This is a genomic window from Acidovorax sp. GW823-FHT05D11, assembly GCF_058795695.1.
This window is the reverse complement of sequence record NZ_CM179502.1, coordinates 912,732-930,044: the sequence shown is the minus strand read 5'-3', so window position 1 is coordinate 930,044 and position 17,313 is coordinate 912,732. Positions and strand designations below refer to the sequence as shown.

The 17,313-nt window shown below is 66.0% G+C and carries 12 protein-coding genes; 3 read left to right on the top strand and 9 right to left on the bottom strand.

Annotation, left to right across the window (positions count from 1 at the left end; translation table 11 throughout):
* Positions 1-20: 20 nt before the first annotated feature.
* Positions 21-1,184, top strand: a complete 1,164-nt coding sequence (locus tag AC3RCE_RS04270) for an acyl-CoA dehydrogenase family protein (protein ID WP_492254605.1) — start codon at positions 21-23, stop codon at positions 1,182-1,184.
* Between the two features lie 48 nt (positions 1,185-1,232).
* Here AC3RCE_RS04270 and AC3RCE_RS04265 read toward each other — a convergent pair whose 3' ends face one another.
* A complete protein-coding gene (locus tag AC3RCE_RS04265; RefSeq protein WP_225584958.1) occupies positions 1,233-1,535 on the bottom strand; it encodes a hypothetical protein in 303 nt (100 codons plus the stop codon).
* Between the two features lie 186 nt (positions 1,536-1,721).
* On the opposite strand from AC3RCE_RS04265, the gene AC3RCE_RS04260 reads away from it, so the two are divergent.
* Both AC3RCE_RS04260 and AC3RCE_RS04255 read left to right on the top strand, forming a co-directional pair.
* The gene (locus AC3RCE_RS04260) at positions 1,722-2,927 is read left to right on the top strand and encodes an acetyl-CoA C-acetyltransferase (RefSeq protein WP_492254604.1); all 1,206 of its coding nucleotides are present in this window, start codon (positions 1,722-1,724) and stop codon (positions 2,925-2,927) included.
* A 183-nt stretch (positions 2,928-3,110) separates the two neighbouring features.
* A complete protein-coding gene (locus AC3RCE_RS04255; RefSeq protein WP_492254603.1) occupies positions 3,111-5,282 on the top strand; it encodes a 3-hydroxyacyl-CoA dehydrogenase NAD-binding domain-containing protein in 2,172 nt (723 codons plus the stop codon).
* Positions 5,283-5,791: 509 nt separating this feature from the next.
* Here AC3RCE_RS04255 and AC3RCE_RS04250 read toward each other — a convergent pair.
* The 8 genes from AC3RCE_RS04250 to AC3RCE_RS04215 form a co-directional block, all read right to left on the bottom strand.
* Entirely contained in the window at positions 5,792-6,433 is a 642-nt protein-coding gene (locus AC3RCE_RS04250) for a LysE family translocator (RefSeq protein ID WP_492254602.1), read from the bottom strand.
* A gap of 365 nt (positions 6,434-6,798) precedes the next feature.
* Positions 6,799-9,573: a midcut-by-XrtH protein gene (locus tag AC3RCE_RS04245; protein ID WP_492254601.1), complete on the bottom strand. Its 2,775-nt coding sequence runs from the start codon at positions 9,571-9,573 to the stop codon at positions 6,799-6,801.
* Positions 9,574-9,902: 329 nt separating this feature from the next.
* Positions 9,903-10,790: a beta-keto acid cleavage family enzyme gene (locus tag AC3RCE_RS04240; RefSeq protein WP_492254600.1), complete on the bottom strand. Its 888-nt coding sequence runs from the start codon at positions 10,788-10,790 to the stop codon at positions 9,903-9,905.
* 18 nt (positions 10,791-10,808) lie between these two features.
* A complete protein-coding gene (locus AC3RCE_RS04235; RefSeq protein WP_218293223.1) occupies positions 10,809-11,981 on the bottom strand; it encodes an acyl-CoA dehydrogenase family protein in 1,173 nt (390 codons plus the stop codon).
* The gene (locus AC3RCE_RS04230; protein WP_492254599.1) at positions 11,978-14,002 is read right to left on the bottom strand and encodes an acetyl/propionyl/methylcrotonyl-CoA carboxylase subunit alpha; all 2,025 of its coding nucleotides are present in this window, start codon (positions 14,000-14,002) and stop codon (positions 11,978-11,980) included. Before AC3RCE_RS04230 ends, AC3RCE_RS04235 begins: the two co-directional genes overlap by 4 nt.
* A complete protein-coding gene (locus tag AC3RCE_RS04225; protein WP_492254598.1) occupies positions 14,002-14,802 on the bottom strand; it encodes an enoyl-CoA hydratase/isomerase family protein in 801 nt (266 codons plus the stop codon). The genes AC3RCE_RS04230 and AC3RCE_RS04225 overlap by 1 nt, the downstream gene beginning before the upstream one ends.
* 171 nt (positions 14,803-14,973) lie before the next feature.
* Positions 14,974-16,143: an acyl-CoA dehydrogenase family protein gene (locus AC3RCE_RS04220; protein WP_492254597.1), complete on the bottom strand. Its 1,170-nt coding sequence runs from the start codon at positions 16,141-16,143 to the stop codon at positions 14,974-14,976.
* Between the two features lie 38 nt (positions 16,144-16,181).
* A complete protein-coding gene (locus AC3RCE_RS04215; RefSeq protein ID WP_492254596.1) occupies positions 16,182-17,312 on the bottom strand; it encodes a DNA alkylation repair protein in 1,131 nt (376 codons plus the stop codon).
* Between the last annotated feature and the right edge of the window lies 1 nt (position 17,313).

Here is a 17,313-nt window from a genome sequence, read left to right as displayed (position 1 = left end):
AATAGACCGAATCCACCGCCATGATCGAACGCACCCTCTTCCAGCCCGACCACCAGGCCTTTGCCGACAGCTTTCGCCGGTTCATCGACAAGGAGGTGGCGCCCCACCACGCCGACTGGGAAGACCAGGGCTACGTGGCGCGCGAGGTGTGGAGCCAGGCGGGCGCCAACGGCTTTCTGTGCATGAGCCTGCCCGAGGAATACGGCGGCGCCGGGGCCGACAAGCTCTACTCCGTGGCGCAGATGGAAGAGCTGGCGCGCGCCGGCACCACGGGCATCGGCTTCGGGCTGCACAGCGAGATCGTGGCGCCCTACATCCTGCACTACGGCACCGAGGAGCAAAAGCGCCGCTACCTGCCACAGATGGCCAGCGGCGCCATGGTAGGCGCCATCGCCATGAGCGAGCCTGCCGCGGGCAGCGACCTGCAGGGCATCAAGACCACCGCCATGAAAAGCGCAGATGGATCGCACTACGTGCTCAACGGCAGCAAGACCTTCATCACCAACGGCTGGCATGCCGATGTGGTGATCGTGGTCGCCAAGACCGACCCGGCGGCCGGGGCCAAGGGCACCAGCCTCTTCCTGGTGGAGCGCGGCATGCCCGGTTTTGAAAAAGGCCAGCGCCTCAAGAAGATGGGCATGAAGGCGCAGGACACCTCCGAGCTGTTCTTCACCGACGTGAAGGTGCCCGCCGCCAACCTGCTGGGCGGCCCCGCCATGGAAGGGCGCGGCTTCATCTGCCTGATGGAGCAGCTGCCGTGGGAGCGCCTGCAGATCGCCATCACCGCCGTGGCGTCCGCGCAGGCCGCCATCGACTGGACGGTGGACTATGTCAAGCAGCGCAAGGTCTTCGGCCAGAGCGTGGCCTCGTTCCAGAACACCCGCCACACCCTGGCCGAGCTGCAGACCCAGGTGCAGGTGGCCCGCGTGTTCGTGGACAAGTGCTGCGAGCTGATCGTGGAGGGCCAGCTCGACACCGATACCGCCAGCATGGCCAAGTACTGGACCACCGACCTGCAGTGCAAGGTGATGGACGAATGCGTGCAGCTCTTCGGCGGCTACGGCTACATGTGGGAATACCCCATCACCCGCGCCTACGCGGATGCGCGCGTGCAGCGCATCTACGGCGGCACGAACGAGATCATGAAAGAGGTGATTGCGCGCGCCATGGGCCTGGGCAAATAGCACCATGACCAGCGCCACGGACTGCGCCGCGACGGGCGCCCAACACCGTCACAGGTACCAGGCGGCGCGGGCTTCCTCGGGGCTGAGCGGCGCGCCGGGGCGGCGGTCGGTGACATTCAACCAGGAGCGGACACCCTGGCTGCCGCTCAGGGCACGCATCAGCAGCAAACCCGCGCCGATGCCGCGAATGGCTGCCGAGCTGCGGCTGGGTGCCATGAAGGCCGCCACCGCCAGCGCGCTGGATGCGGCCAGTACCACATGGTGTTCCAGCGCAAACCCATCGCGCGTGTCGTCGTATTCCACAGCGCCACGGACCATGCGCTGCAATGCAGAGGATGTATTTCGTTTCATAGCCAAAAATGAGAGAGCAACCGCAGAAAGATAGTGCAAAAACCACCGCACGCGCGTCAGAAAGCGCGCTGTTGTGGTGTGCGCCGCCGAGGCACCGCTCGCTGCCGACCCGCATGGGGCGCGCCTCCCAAGCGCCTGCCCAATCACCCAGCGAGCTTCCAGTTTAAAGACCACCGGAGACCATTCATGACCGAAGCCTATGTATTCGACGCGCTGCGCACCCCGCGCGGCAAGGGCAAGAAGGACGGCACCCTGCACGAGGTCAAGCCCATCGACCTACTCGTGGGCCTGCTCACCGAGCTGCAGGCTCGCCACCGCTTTGACACGGCGGCGGTGGACGACGTGGTCATGGGCATCGTCTCGCCCGTGGGCGAGCAGGGCTCGGTGCTGCCCAAGGTGGCCGCACTCAAGGCCGGGTGGGACTTTCGCTGCGCGGGCGTGCAGGTCAACCGCTTCTGCGCATCGGGCCTCGAAGCGGTGAACCTGGCCGCGCAGAAAGTGCGCAGCGGCTGGGAGGATTTGGTGGTGGCGGGCGGCGTGGAGAGCATGAGCCGCGTGCCCATCGGCTCCGACGGCGGCGCCTGGGCGCAAGACCCCGCCACCAATTCGGAAACCCTGTTCGTGCCCCAGGGCATCGGCGCCGACCTGATCGCCACGCTGGATGGCTACACCCGCGCCGACGTGGATGCCTTCGCCCTCGAATCGCAGCGCCGCGCCACCGCAGCGCGCGCAGCGGGCTACTTCAAGAACTCGGTCGTGCCCGTGCGCGATTTCATCGGCCAGACCATCCTGGCCGAGGACGAATTCATCAAGCCCAAGACGACCCTTGAAGGACTGGGTGCGCTCAAACCTTCGTTCGAGCAACTGGGCGGCATGGGATTTGACGCCGTGGCGCTGCAGCGCTACCCGCAGGTGGAACGCATCCACCACGTGCACCACGCGGGCAACTCGTCCGGCATTGTGGATGGCGCCGCCGCCGTGCTCATCGGCAACGAGGCCGCCGCCAAGGCCCATGGCCTGACGCCGCGCGCACGCATCGTGGCCACGGCGCTCAGCGGCGCCGACCCCACCATCATGCTCACCGGCCCCGTGCCCGCCGCCAAGAAGGCGCTGGCCCGCGCGGGCATGACCATCGACCAGATCGACCTGTTCGAAGTGAACGAGGCCTTCGCCGCCGTGCCCATGCGCTTCATGCGCGAGCTGGGCGTGCCGCACGACAAGGTCAACGTGAACGGCGGCGCCATCGCCATGGGCCACCCGCTGGGCGCCACGGGCGCCATGATCCTCGGCACCCTGATTGACGAACTGCACCGCCGGGGCCAGCGCTATGGCCTGGCCACGCTGTGCGTGGGCGGAGGCATGGGCATCGCCACCATCGTTGAACGCGTATGAGGAACAACCCCCTGAGCGGCTGCGCCGCTTCCCCCTTCTCTCATCGCTGCGCGATGGGAAGGGGGACGACGCCACTGGCCTGGCAAAGCCAGTTCCACGGCGTCCGCTGGCCTCGGCCACGCTTCATCCAAGGCCGCGCCCCATAGCTGCGCCATGGCGCATTACCGATTCGGAGACATCAGCATGCAAACCATCCGCTACGAACTCATCCCCGCCCAGGACACCGAAGGCCAGGTCGCCGTCATCACGTTTGACGAAACCAACTCGCCCGTCAACACCATGTGCCGCCAGTGGCAGCAAGAGCTGGGCGAGGTCACCGCACAGGTGCTGGGTGACCGCGAACGCCTGGGCGCTGCGCTCAAAGGCATCGTGCTGGCATCCGCTAAGACCAGCTTCTTTGCCGGTGCCGACCTCAAGGCCACCATGCGCCTCACGCCCGCCGATGCGCCCAACGCGTTTGGCGAAATCGAGCGCATGAAGAAGCACTTCCGCACGCTCGAAACCTTGGGGCTGCCGGTGGTGGCCTGCCTCAACGGCGCCGCGCTGGGCGGCGGGTGGGAGGTGGCCCTGATCGCCCACTACCGCATCGCCGTGGCCGACCCCAAGATCCAGTTCGGCCTGCCCGAGGTCACGCTGGGCCTCATGCCCGGCGCCACCGGCGTGACCAAGATGACGCGCCTGCTGGGCCTGATGGGCGCGCAGCCCTTCATCCTGGAGGGCAAGCTCTTCAACCCCGCCGAGGCGCTGGAGCTGCAACTGGTACATGAACTGGTGGCTACCCGCGATCAGCTGCTGCCCGCCGCCCTGGCCCACATCGCCACCCACCCGCACGCGGTGCAGCCGTGGGATGACAAGAACTACAAGATGCCTGGCGGCACGCCCGCCAACCCCAAGATCGCCAGCGCCCTGACGGTGGCGCCCGCCATGCTCAAGAAGACCACGCGCGGCCGCTACCCCGCGCCCGAGGCTGCCTTGGCCGCCATGGTCGAAGGCGCCATGGTGGACTACGACACCGCCCTGCGCATCGAAAGCCGCTACCTCGCCCGCCTGATGACCGGCCCCGTGGCGCGCAACATGATCAACACGTTCTTCTTCGACATGAACGCGATCAAGAGCGGCAAGTCGCGCCCCGGCACCACGCCACGCTACAAGCCCCAAAAGGTCGGCATCCTGGGCGCCGGCATGATGGGCGCGGGCATCGCCTGGGCTCAGGCCAGCCGGGGGATCGCCACCGTGCTCAAGGACGTGAGCGCCGAGAAGGCCGAGGCCGGCAAGGCCTACAGCGCCAAGCTCACGCAAGCCCGCGTGGACAAAGGCCGCATGACGGCCGAGGCGCAGCAGGCGCTGCTGGCGCGCATCACGCCCACCGCCAGCGCGGCCGACCTGGCGGGCTGCGACCTCATCATCGAAGCCGTGTTTGAAAGCCGCGACCTCAAGGCCAAGGTCACACAAGAGGCCGGACCGCAATTGGCGCCCGGCGGCTTCTTTGCCAGCAACACCTCCACCCTGCCCATCAGCGGCCTGGCCACGGCCAGCAGCCGGCCCGAGAAGTTTGTCGGCATCCACTTCTTCAGCCCCGTGGACAAGATGAAGCTGGTGGAGATCATCCGCGGCAAACAGACGGACGACGAGACCGTGGCCCGCGCTTTCGACTATGTGCAGGCCCTGGGCAAGGTGCCCATTGTGGTCAACGATTCACGCGGCTTCTACACCAGCCGCACCTTTGGCACCTTCGTGATGGAAGGCGCCGCCATGCTGGGCGAAGGCATCCCCGCCGCCGCGATTGAAAACGCCGCCATGCAGGCCGGCCTGCCCGTGGGCCCGTTGGCCGTGCTGGACGAAACCGCGCTGACCCTGAGCGTGCATGTGCTGGACCAGACCCGCGCCGACTACGCGGCCGAAGGAAAAACCTACACCGCCACACCCGGCGAGCTGCTGGTGGAGCGCATGGTCAAGGAACTGAAGCGCCCCGGCCGCGCGGGAGGCGGCGGCTTTTATGACTACCCCGCAGGCGCCAAGAAGCACCTGTGGCCGGAGCTGAAAACGCTGTTTGAGAAGCCCGGCGTGGAGTGGAGCGTGCAGGAGATTCAGGACCGCCTGCTCTACCGCCAGGCCATCGAGACCGCGCGCTGCCTGGCAGAGGGCGTGCTGACCAGCGTGCATGACGCGAACATCGGGTCGATCTTTGGGATTGGGTTTCCGGCGTGGACGGGGGGGGCGATGCAGTTCGTTTATGGAACCGGGGTGGAGGCATTCCTTCAGCGTGCCGATGAACTGGCGGCGAAGTACGGGGCAGGGTTTGTTTTGGAAGCAAAAGCCCGAGATGTCATTCGAGATTTTCAGCCGACCTATTGACTGACCATAGTTCAGTCAAACCGGATAGCTAAAGGAGCTCGCTTCTGGCACACCCAGCGCATCCCCGACCAGCTGCCATATCTGCTGATTCGGTGTTGTGGAGAGCACAAACCACAGCTCTGCGATGCGCAGAGCTGGAAGCATCAAATCTTCCAGCGAGAAGCGTCCTTCCCTATTGAGACAGATCGCCACAACCAAATCGTCACCAGAATACTTGCTCAGTCCATCGACCCAACGCCTGGACTGTTGCGCTTGCGTTCAAATGATCAGGCACCAGCTCTTGAGGACAGCAGCATGGCCAAGATCTTTCAATTTCTTGCCAGGCGTACACACCAATTCTCACGCGAGTCAGTGACTGATAGCCGCTAGAACGGCGCGCTTGATCCTGTACTTAAGAAATGCGGTTCGCCAACCCGGGTTGGCAAGGATCCCTGATTCGGTGCGCCCCGGAAACATCCCTGCAAATTGATCGCACCCCGATCAATTTGCAGGGATGAGAATTGGCGGAGTTACCGCGCCACCATCCGCAATCCCAGCGCAATAAACACCGTCCCCGCCAGCCGATCCAGCCATACACCCACCTGGGGCTTGCGGTTGATCCACCCACCGACGCTGCCTGAGAAGTAGCCCAGCAACCCGAACAGCACCGCCGCCTGGGCAGTGAACAGCAGCCCCAGCAAGCCCAGTTGCAGTTCTATGCTGCCGCGCGATGCGTCCACGAACTGCGGCAGAAATGACAGGAAGAACAGCACGACCTTGGGGTTGATGGCGTTGGCTATCAGGCCCTTGCAGAAGGTGCGGCCGAGAGATTCAGCAGCGGGTTGGCTGCTGGAGTTGCTATTGGCGCTTTCGATGCGCACAGCGCCTGCGTGGCGCAGGGCCTGGGTGCCGAGCCAGATCAGGTACCCGCCACCTGCCCACTTGAGCGCAGTGAAGGCCACTGGCGATGCGGCCAGGATTGCGCCTACGCCGATGACGGCCAGCACGGTGTGGCTGAGACAACCCAATGCGCAACCCAGGCCAAACACGATGCCAGCGCGGCGGCCTTTGGACATGCCGACGCTGAGCACCATGAGGTTGTCGGGGCCGGGCGTGGCTGTGAGCATGACGGCGGTGAGAAGAAACGCGATGGCTTGGGCGGTGGTCAACATGGTGGTGGATGCTTGGCTTTTTATTGCTGGCCGCCCCTGGCTGGCAAGGGCAGACGGTGATGGTGCTGTGCTGAGCTTGCCCTGAGCGTCCAAGGCATCGCAATCAATTACATACTATCAAATCAATAGCAATCACTCCTTTACCAACAGGCGGCAGAGGCCTAAAAATATTGAAATCTAGTATGCCAACGGCCGCCACTTGGGCTGCAGGGCCAGATGCCAGGCTGCATCCAGGGGGTCTAAGGACCAGCAGCCCAGCCGCCAACCGCTCGTGGCTGCATCGGAGCCGGGCTGATGCCCTGCCTGTCAGATACACCCCCGCCCGCAACGGCAGGCACTGGCCGAGCCCGGCCAGCTCGCCGCCATCAATCCACGATGAGTTTGTTGTTGTTCAGCAGCTGGGTAATGATCTGCTGGTCTGTGGTGGCGCCCGAGTAGAGAGACTGCAGGTCGTCCCCCGAAAGAACGATCTGCTGGGTTTCGGTGGCGCTGGTGTAGGCCGCTCCTACGATGTGAGAATCCGCAGCAAACCCACCCGTGTGGCTGATGTGGATGATGGTGTTGCCCCCCGATATCTCGAAGTGCAGATAGTTCGCCAGGTTGCCCGCGCCGTTGGATGGGCCCACGTGCTCTCCTTGCAGCAGGTCGCGCAGGTCAAGCACGTCGCCTCCCGCGGTATTGCTGCCCGCTGCCGCCGTTGAGAAGTTCTCAATGGTGTCCACCGCAGGAGTCCCGGCAGCGCCCTGGTCGCCCAGGTTCCAGACAAACACGTCCACGAAGCTTTCACCTGCATCGCCGCCGATCAAGGTGTCGTTGCCCGGGCCGCCCGAGATCACGTCGGCACCGCTGCCGGCGTTGATGGTGTCGTTGCCGCTGCCGCCGTAGAGCATGTCGGACCCGCTACCAGCAGAGAGGTCGTCATCGCCACCACCACCGTGGACGATGTTGTTCCCATTGGAGGCATTGATGGTGTTGTTGCCATTCCCACCCTGGATGAATTCGCTGGCCGAGCTGCCGGTGTAGCTGCCACTCTCCGTCGTGGCGATGTCTATCGTGGTGTAAGCCGCCTTGAGCGTCACGATACTGCTCACGCTGGCAGTGACGCCACCGTTTATTTCTGTGGATGTGACCTGAACGGTCAGGTGGGTTGCATTGGTGGCGTAGCTGCCTGGAAGATTCAGCATCAGGTTGGGCAGGTCCGCCTCGACAAGCTGCCACACGCCGCCACCCAGGTTGAGCCCTGCATTGAATGAAACGCCCGTGGGCACGTTGCTCACCCTGATCGACAGGCTCTCGGAGCCATCCGTGTCTCCAAGGGTCGTAGTGATAGGGAACCTGGCGCTGATTCCGCCAGTGCCGTGCGCATTGACCACCAGGGACCTCAAAATCACCAACGAAGGCGTTGTGGCCGAGCCGACAGTCATATTGACCGTGGCCGTGCTGCTGGCACCGGAGGGATCCTCTATGGTGTAGGTGAAGCTGGCGGCGCCTTCGAAGCCGCTGGCTGGCGTAAAGATGACGTTGTTGCCGATGCGGCTGACCGTGCCGTTCACTGCCGCCTGTACCGACACCAGGGTCAGCACGTCTCCATTCGCATCGGTGTCGTTGGCCAGTAACATGGACACGGGAATGGAAATGGCCGTATCCATGCGCGTGAGGGCCGTGTCGTTGGCAGCGACCGGCGCCTGGTTACCGATGGGATTCACGGTCATCGTGACGGTGCCGGTACCTGTATTGCCATGTCCATCGTCGACGGTGTAGGCGAAGGTGTCTGTACCGGTGAACCCGGCATTGGGGGTGTAGATGGGGTTGCGTGTAACGGCATCGATCACCACCGAGCCATTGGCGCCCTGAGTCACTCCAACAATCGTGAGCGAATCGCCATCGGGGTCCGTGTCGTTGCTGCGCACGGCAATGATCACCGAGCTACCTTCATCCACTGTCGCAACATCGTTATTGGCCACGGGCGCGCCATTAGACGGTGCATTGACCGTGACCGTGACGGTTGCGGTGGATGTTGCGCCTTTGCCGTCGCTGATGGTGTAGGTGAAGCTGTCACTACCGACAAACCCTGCGTTGGGTGTGTAAATGGGGTTGTTCATGACGGTATCGATCACCACCGAGCCGTGAGTGCCCGCAGTCACACTGGCAACGGTGAGGGGGTCACCGTCGGCATCGGTGTCGTTGCCGCGCACAGCGACGGTCACCGGGGTGTTGGCATTGGTGGAGACTGTGTCATTCACCGCCACGGGCGCATGGTTCACGGTGATGCTGAGAGTGCTGGACGCGCCCGTGTGCACGGTGTAGGTCACCGCCAGCGGGCTGGCGCCAGTGAACGGCGAGGCCGCCACAAAGGTGTAGGCACCGTTGCTCTGCATGGTCAACATGCCCAGCCCTGCCACCGTGGCCGGCGTGCCGGCCTCGTACCGCGTGCCCTGGTAAGTGAAACTGGCCAGCACCAGCGGGCCGTCGGGGTCCAGGTCATTGAGCAGCACATCGCCCGTGGCCTGCGCTCCCGCCACCACCGACACGGTATCGGCCTGCAAGGTGCTGGACTGATGGCCCTGCGCCGCGGTGGCCGCAGCAGCGCACAGTGCCGCCACATCGGCCCAGCACGCGCCGCCTGCAGGCAGTGCAGTGCCAACGGCACATACGGTGCCCGGGCGGGCCGGTGTCACAGGCAGGGGCGACGGAATGCCCAGTGGAAAGCAGGTGCTCCAGGTCGGCTGCGTGATGCTGGTGATGCGCAAGCCGGTCGCTGTCTGGTTGGTGTAGACCACCGGCAGGAATCCCGAAGGATCGCCACCGGGGGTGGTGCCCGTGGACTGCACGGGAATCGTGAGCGTTTCTCCACCCGCCTGGTTGAAGGCAGCCTGCAGTTCCTGCAACTGGGCCTGCACAGCATCACCCCACACCACCAAGGCGCCCAGCACCATGGCCATGGCACCCAGCGCCACGCTGCGCAAGGTGGAGGAAGACACGAGGCCCTTGTTGCGCACCATCCAGCCCATGCAGGCCACCATGGCCACTGCCAGCAGCAGCAAGGCGCCAGGGTGGTCGACTGGTATCGCTGAGGTCGCGAGCGCGCCTGCCGTAATCGTCTGCGCCTGGGCCGCCGGTAATGCGGTCACCATCAGCATTGCAGCCGCCAGGCGCCGCAGTGCACTGCGTGCAACGAGAGGGACAGCGAAAAATTGGGCGCAAGACCAAGGGCGCAACATCGATAGTCCTTCGTTGTTGGAAGAATGAAAGCTAGTGGGGGTGCCTGCTGGGCATGCCTGCGCAAGACCTGCGGCAGGCCGCCTAGGTGGGTGGCGTCGGCACTCTACCTTGTAAAGGCAGGTAAGCCATCATAGAAAATTGCAACAGACCAACGGGGCACAAAGACCTTGCTCGAATGCCGGTGGGGGTGCAAGTACGCGACCTGCCTGCCAAAGCCGCGCCAGAGGCGGGCAATGCGTGGCCTGCGCTATGCGCCAGCCAACCCCAACATCCCACGCGCCTCCTGCGGCGAAGCCACCTCCCGCCCCGCATTGCGCGCGTATTGCGCCAACTGTTCAATCAACGGTCCATTTGAATCCGCCTTCGTCCCATCCGGCAGATAGAACGTGTCCTCCAGCCCACTGCGCAAATGCCCGCCCAGCTCGGCCACGCGCTGGTGCACGGGCCAGATCTCGCTGCGGCCGATGACGGTGGCTTGCCAGGGGGCGTCCTTGATTTTCAGCTTGAGCAAGATGGGCAGCAGGTCCGCGTCCGCAGGCATGCCGGATTCAACGCCCATCACGAAGTTGTATTCAGGCAGGCCCTGCGTGTACATACCGGTCTGCACATACATCTCCACGCAGCGCACGATGCCCACGTCGAAGCATTCGAACTCGGGCAGCGTGCCGGTCTCCAGCATCACGTCGATGAAGTCCTTGACCTTGGCGGGCTGGTTGTCGAACAGCATGGGCGGCCAGGCCCAGGTGCCGTTGCTGCGCACCTTCAGGTAGTTGAGCGAGCCGGCGTTGCACGCCGCCATCTCGGGGCGGGTGGCACGCAAGCAGTCGAGCGGGCCCTGGTAATGGGGGCCGACCACGCCGGTGGTCTGGTTGATGATCAAGCCCGGGCAGGCCTCGCGCATGGCTTGCACGCAGTCGCGTGCCACCTGCGGGTCCCAGCTGGGCAGGTGGCCTTTGCCGGGCTCCTGGTTGCGAAAGTGCACGTGAACCACGGCGGCGCCTGCGTCGTAGGCGCGGCGGGCTTCTTTCGCCAATTGCTCGGGCGTGACGGGCACATGGTGCTGGCCGGGGTCCGTCAGCACGCCGGTGATGGCGCAGGTGATGATGGCTTTGCTGCCGTGGTCGGTGCTGTGCATGGGGCCTGTCTCCTTCATTCAAATGCCGAGCTGGCGTGCAGCCAGGTCTTTCATGATTTCTTCCGCCCCGCCGCCGATCATCATGACCTTGACCTCGCGGTAGATGCGCTCGCTGACGGTGCCGCGCATGAAGCCCATGCCGCCCAGGATCTGCACGGCCTGGTCGGCGCAGAACTGCATGGTTTGGGTGGCGTGGTTCTTGAGCAGACAGACGTTTGCGACCCATTCAGGGCCTGTGCGGCCTGCATCAGCCTGTGCGGCCACGGATTCGCACCACGCGGCGGTGGACTGGATGCGCATCTGCATGTCCACCAGCTTGTGGCGGATGACCTGGTGCTCCACCAGCGCGGCGCCAAAGGTCTTGCGCTGGCGGGCCCAGGCCAGGGCCTCGTCGTAGCAGGCCTCGGCAAAGCCCAGGGCCGATGCGGCGAGGCCAAAGCGCTCGCCATTGAAGTTGGCCATGATGATGCGAAAGCCCGCGCCCTCTTCGCCCAGCAGGTAGCGCGCAGGCACGCGCACGTTGTCAAAGCGCAGGTGGGCGGTGTCGGAGCAGAGCCAGCCCATCTTGTCGAGCTTGCTGCGCGACAAGCCTGCGCTGTGGCCGGGCACAAGCAGCATCGATATGCCGCCACTGCCCTTGCTTCCAGCTTCTCCCGTTCTGACAGCGACCGTGATCCAGTCCGCGCGCATGCCGGAGGTGATGAACACTTTTTCGCCGTTGACGATGTACTCATCGCCCTCGCGCCGCGCGGTGATCCGTAGCTGGGCTACGTCTGACCCGCCACCGGGCTCAGTAATCGCCAATGCCGCGATCTGCTCGCCTGCCAGCACGGGCGGGATGACCTCGGCACGCACAGCGTCGCTGCCATGGGCCAGTACCGGCGGCAGGCCGATGTTGTGCGACAGCAGGCTGGCCAGCACACCGCCGCTGGCGCCGTGGCGGCTGAGCGCGCGCCACAGCGGCAAGCGCAAGGCGTAGCTGGCAGGCGTGCCGCCGTACGGCTCGGGGTAGCCCAGGCCCAGCAGGCCCAGGTCGGCCGCGCGGCGGTACAGGCTGCGGGGGAACTCACCGGCGGCATCCCAAGCATCCACATGCGGCGCGATCTCGGTGCGGGCAAAGCGGGTGACGGTGTCGGTGAGTGCGGTGCGGTCTTCGTCGCTCACAGAACTTGCATCGGACGTGGCGGTCATGCGGGCGCTCCTTGCGTGGCGGGTGCAAAGCGGGCCAGCACCTGGCCGGGCGACACCTGCTGGCCGGGCGCTACCAGCAGCTCAGCCACCGTGGCGGCGGCGGGGCTGGCCAGGCTGTGTTCAAGCTTCATGGATTCGATGACCACCACCGTATCGCCCGCCGCCAGCGCCTGGCCTGCAGCCACGGGCAGCGCGACGACCTTGCCGTTGAAGGGCGCGCGCAGCTCGGTGGCGCCACCAGTGGCGCCCGCGCGGGCTGCCGGCTCCCACGATGCGTCTTCCACCCAGCCGTCCACACCGCCGATCTGCCAATGCCAGCGCAGCGGCTCCACGGCGACGTAGTGCACACCGCGCTGAGGCAACTGCAGCGTGATGGTGGTGGGCCCTACCCCGGCCTGCTCTACCTGCAGCCGCCCCCTGCCCAGCTCTCGCACGGCGACGGCGTGCACCTCGCCCTGGTGGCGCAGGCGCAGGGGCCGCGCCATGGGGCACGGCAGGATCGATGCGGGTTTTGAAGCAAGAATGGCCTCCAGCGCAGGAGGGAAAAGCGCTGATAGCTCCTCTTTCAATAGCAATCCTTGCAAGCCAGCAGCATGTTCTGCCAGGAACGGCACCAGCGCCTCCCCGCTGGCAAACACCGGGTGCTGCAGGCACGCCGCCAGAAACGCGCGGTTGGTGGGCAGGCCCAGCACGCGGGTGCTGTGCAGCGCTCGGACCAGCGCGTCGACGGCCTCGGCCCGCGTCGGCGCATGCACGATGAGCTTGCCCAGCATGGCGTCGTAGTGGGGCGAGACCTCGGCGCCCTCTTCCAGCGCATGGTCAAAACGCAGCGCGCCGGGGGTGGCCCGTTCAAACGCGGTGGCTTGTGGCGCACTGAACTGCAGCACGCGGCCGGTGTGGGGGCGGAAGTGCGCGTCTTCGGCACACAGGCGCACTTCGATGGCGTGGCCTTGCAGATGCACATGGTCTTGCGCGAGTGGCAGCGGTTCGCCCCGTGCCACGCGGATTTGCCATTCCACCAGGTCCAGCCCCGTGAGCGCCTCGGTCACCGGGTGCTCCACCTGCAGGCGGGTGTTCATCTCCATCAAGTAGAAACTGGCCCCCACGCTCCCCGCGTCGCGTGGTTCGCTGCCCCCCGAGGGGGCCTTCGCGACTTGGGGCGGCCCGGCGTCGCTCAAGCCACTGCCATCCAGCAAAAACTCCACCGTGCCCGCCCCCAAATAGCCAGCAGCCTGTGCCAGCGCCACGGCACAGGCGCCCATGCGTTCGCGCAGCGCGGCGTCCACGGCCGGGCTGGGGGACTCTTCGATGATCTTCTGGTGGCGGCGCTGCACCGAGCAATCGCGCTCGCCCAGGTGGATGCACGCGCCGTGGGCGTCGGCAAAGATCTGCACCTCCACATGGCGCGGCTGCAGCAGCGCGCGTTCGATCAGCAGGTCACCACAGCCAAAGCCCGCCAGCGCCTCCGACCGGGCACTGGCCAGCGCGGCAGGCAACTGCGCCAGGTCGGTGACCAGGCGCATGCCACGCCCTCCCCCGCCTGCCACGGCCTTGACCATGAGGGGTGTACCGATGCGCGCAGCCTCGGCGGCAAAGCGCTCGTCGCTCTGGTCATCCCCCGCGTAGCCGGGCAGGCAGGGCACGCCATGCGCCTGGGCCAGCGCCTTGGCACCGGCCTTGCTGCCGAGTGCACGGATGGCGCCGGGAGGCGGGCCGATCCAGGTCAGGCCCGCATCCACCACGGCCTGGGCGAAGTCGGCGTTCTCGCTGAGGAAGCCATAGCCGGGGTGCACGGCATCGGCCCCGGCGGCGCGGGCGGCGGCCAGCAGCTTGTCGGTGCGCAGGTAGGTGTCGGCGCTGGTCTCGCCACCCAGCGTCACGGCTTGGGTGGCTTCGCGCACATGCAGGGCGTTGGCATCGGGGTCGGAGTAGACGGCAACCGTTTCGATGCCCATACGGTGGGCGGTGTGAATCACCCGGCGGGCGATTTCGCCGCGATTGGCGATAAGGATTTTTTTCATCAGGTCGCACTCCACGGCGGCGCCTTGCGCGCAGCAAACGCCGCCAGCCCTTGCGGCGCCTCGGGGCCACGCAGCGCTTGCGAAAAAGCAATTGCTGCTTCGTCCAGCAGCGCGGGCAACGGCGTTTCGACTTGGGCCAGCAACAAACGTTTTGTGGCGGCCACGGCCTTCGGCGCTGCGGCGGCGTGGCGCGCGATGGCGGCTTGCACAGCAGCCTCCATGTCGCCAGCTACCACCTCATCCACCAGCCCCGCACGTTGAGCCGTCGCGGCATCCCAGCGCTCGCCCGTCAACAAACACCGCCGCGCTGCCGCTTGTCCAATGCGCCGCACGACAAACGGCGCGATCTGCGCCGGCACGATGCCCAGCGTGACCTCGGGCGTGGCGAACTGCGCGCTGGTGTGGGCCAGCACCTGATCGGCACAGCACACGAGCCCAAAGCCACCGCCCATGGCAGCGCCCTCCACCGCCACGATGAACCACTGCGGCAACGCACACAGGGCCTGCAGCAACGCACCAAAGCGGCGGTTCAGCGGTACCAGCGGGTCAGCTTCGCCCGCAGCCAGCGGCTGGCCAATCGTCTTGGCAAAGTCGCCCAGGCTGCCACCCGCGCAGAAATGCCCACCGGCACCCCGCAGCACCACGCCGCGCAGATCGGAATCGGCCGCAGCCCGCTCACACGCGGACAGCAGGGCGTCCACCATCGCCTCGGACAGCGCATTGCGGCTGGCCGGGTCGTTGAGCGTCCAGGTTTCCACACAGCCGCTGGCCAGCGGCGCGCGGGTTATCTGTAAAGGCATGTCAGGTCTCCACCGTGCTGCGCGCTACGCACGACATACGAAACTGGCGCGGCCCAGTGCCAGGGCAGCCGAGCAAGGGCCGCCCCGCAGCGAGGGCTGCGTCCCCCTGCCCGCACTGCGCAGCAATGCGAGAGCGGGGGGAAGCGACGAAGTCGCTCAGGGGGGTGTTGCTCATCTCTTGGCGATGCCCATGAGCTTGGCGAGGATGCCCAACATCACCTCGTCGGCGCCCCCACCAATCGACGCCAGCCGCCCGTCCCGGTACATCCGCGAGACCTTGTTCTCCAGCGTGTAGCCCATGCCGCCCCAGAACTGCAGGCAGGTGTCGGGCACCTCGCGGTTCAGGCGGCCGGCCTTGAGCTTGGCCATGCTGGCCAGCTCCAGCACGTCCTGCCCGTTCACATACAGGTCGGACGCGCGGTAGGTGAGCGCGCGCAGGGCCTCGACCTCGGTCTTGAGTTCGGCCAGCTTGAACTGCACCCACTGCTGGTCGGCCAGCGTGCTGCCAAAGAGCTTGCGCTCCTGCGCATAGTCGATGGTCCACTGGATGCAGTGGTTCAGCGATTCGAGCGTGCTGGCGGCACACCACAGGCGCTCCTCCTGGAACTGCTGCATCTGGTAGATGAAGCCCTGCCCCTCCGCACCGATGCGATAGCGCTGCGGCACGCGCACCTCGTCAAAGTAGATCAGGCCGGTGTCGCTGCTGTGCATGCCGATCTTGCGGATCTTCTGCGCCACCTCGACGCCCGGGGTCAGCTTGCCGCCGGGGCCATCGCGCAGGGGCACCATCACCAGGCTCTTGTTCTTGTGCACGGGGCCTTCGCCGGTGTTGACCAGCATGCACATCCAGTCCGCCTGCAGGCTGTTGGTGATCCACATCTTCTGGCCGGTGATCACGTAGTCGTCACCATCCTTGCGCGCCACGCTTTTAATGCCGGACACGTCGCTGCCCGCCGCCGGCTCACTCACGCCGATGCAGCCCACCATGTCGCCCGCGATGGCCGGGGCGAGAAACTGGCGCTTGAGCTCTTCGCTGCCGTAGCGCGCGAGCGCCGGGGTGCACATGTCGGTCTGCACGCCAATGGCCATGGGCACGCCGCCGCAGTGGATGTGGCCCAGCGTCTCGGCCATGGCCAGGCTGTACGAATAGTCCAGGCCCTGCCCGCCGTATTCCTCGGGCTTGCACAGGCCCAGCAGGCCCAGGTTGCCCATCTTCTTGAAGACCTCGTGCGCGGGGAAGATCTCGGCCGCCTCCCACTCGTCCACGTGGGGGTTGATCTCTTCGTCGATGAAGCGCTTGAGGGTCTTCTGGATCTCGCGGTGCTCGTGCGTGAACTGCATGGTGTTTGTCTCCGGTGTTTTGTTTGTGTGGATCTCGATCACGACAACTGGAACTGCCCCAGCGGCTGCGGCCGCCCGTTGAGTACCAGTTCCACCTGGTGCGCGCCGGGGTAGTGGGTGCGCGTGGTCATCTGCTGCAGCGACAGCGTCTTGCCAACGGCCACCGTGGCGCCAGGCGCTATGTCCAGCGTTTGCAGCTTGAACACCTTGGGCGCGGCACCGCCGTGGGCCTTGACGTAGTGCACCTTCAGGTCGGCCAGCACGCGCTGGGGCCGTGGCGTGGGGTTGTGCAGCTCGGCCTCGATGCGCACCTTGTCTCCGATGCGTGCGCTGGCAGGCAGCACGCGCGCGGCCCGCACGTCCAGCGCCACGGCATGCCCCACGCCCAGGGCATCGAGCGCACCAGCGTCGCCACGCTTGATGAGAAAACGCAGGCCGTGGCGCACCAGGGCTTCACGCGGGGCGGATGCGCCCTGCAGCCAGGTGCGGGCGGTGCCCACGGCCAGGTCGGGGTGATCCTTGGCGATGTCGCCTAGGTGGTTGGCCACCGAGCGGCGCACATAGGACGACGGGTCGTCCTTGAGCGCATCGAGCAACGGCAGGGCCAGTTGCGGGTTGGCCTGGAACGCGGGCAGGCGCGGTGCCCAGGGCAGGCGGGGCCGCGTGCCTTCGCTCACCAGGCGGCGCACGTGGGCATTGCCGTCCTGCGCCCAGTTCCGCAGCCGCGCGAGCGTGGCGCCCTGGTGGTGCAGCAGGTAGGGGCGGATGCAGAACTCGGCGGTAAAGCGCTGGGTCAGCGCGTGCTGCGCGGCCATGGCCGCCTCGAAATGCGGCAGGCCGTGTGTGCCGATGTAGATGCTGTGCGGCAGGTACAGGAAGGCGCTGTAGGGCCGGTCGCCCGCGTCGGGTTCGCCAGCGGCATCGAGGCCCATGGGTGGGTCCATCGAATCGACCAGCACGGCCAGTGCGCGCGGTATGTCTTGCGGCAGGTGCGCCTGCAGGGACTGCGCGATGCGCTGGCCGCGTGCCATCAGCTCCAGCGATTCGTAGCCGGGCTCTACTTGCTGCAGAAACGCGGTGGTATCGAACTTGCGCCACGCACGCCGCACCATGGCCGCAATGCGCGGCGGCACGGTGTCGTTGAGCAGGTGTTTGAGAGGCTCGGCCATC

Excerpts from the sequence above, each read along its gene's own strand:
- AC3RCE_RS04245 (WP_492254601.1), bottom strand. The coding sequence starts at position 9,573 with ATGCTGATGGTGACCGCATTACCGGCGGCCCAGGCGCAGACGATTACG.
- AC3RCE_RS04215 (WP_492254596.1), bottom strand. The coding sequence starts at position 17,312 with ATGGCCGAGCCTCTCAAACACCTGCTCAACGACACCGTGCCGCCGCGC.
- AC3RCE_RS04230 (WP_492254599.1), bottom strand. The coding sequence starts at position 14,002 with ATGAAAAAAATCCTTATCGCCAATCGCGGCGAAATCGCCCGCCGGGTG.
- AC3RCE_RS04225 (WP_492254598.1), bottom strand. The coding sequence starts at position 14,802 with ATGCCTTTACAGATAACCCGCGCGCCGCTGGCCAGCGGCTGTGTGGAA.
- AC3RCE_RS04235 (WP_218293223.1), bottom strand. The coding sequence starts at position 11,981 with ATGACCGCCACGTCCGATGCAAGTTCTGTGAGCGACGAAGACCGCACC.
- AC3RCE_RS04220 (WP_492254597.1), bottom strand. The coding sequence starts at position 16,143 with ATGCAGTTCACGCACGAGCACCGCGAGATCCAGAAGACCCTCAAGCGC.
- AC3RCE_RS04265 (WP_225584958.1), bottom strand. The coding sequence starts at position 1,535 with ATGAAACGAAATACATCCTCTGCATTGCAGCGCATGGTCCGTGGCGCT.
- AC3RCE_RS04255 (WP_492254603.1), top strand. The coding sequence starts at position 3,111 with ATGCAAACCATCCGCTACGAACTCATCCCCGCCCAGGACACCGAAGGC.
- AC3RCE_RS04260 (WP_492254604.1), top strand. The coding sequence starts at position 1,722 with ATGACCGAAGCCTATGTATTCGACGCGCTGCGCACCCCGCGCGGCAAG.
- AC3RCE_RS04270 (WP_492254605.1), top strand. The coding sequence starts at position 21 with ATGATCGAACGCACCCTCTTCCAGCCCGACCACCAGGCCTTTGCCGAC.
- AC3RCE_RS04240 (WP_492254600.1), bottom strand. The coding sequence starts at position 10,790 with ATGCACAGCACCGACCACGGCAGCAAAGCCATCATCACCTGCGCCATC.
- AC3RCE_RS04250 (WP_492254602.1), bottom strand. The coding sequence starts at position 6,433 with ATGTTGACCACCGCCCAAGCCATCGCGTTTCTTCTCACCGCCGTCATG.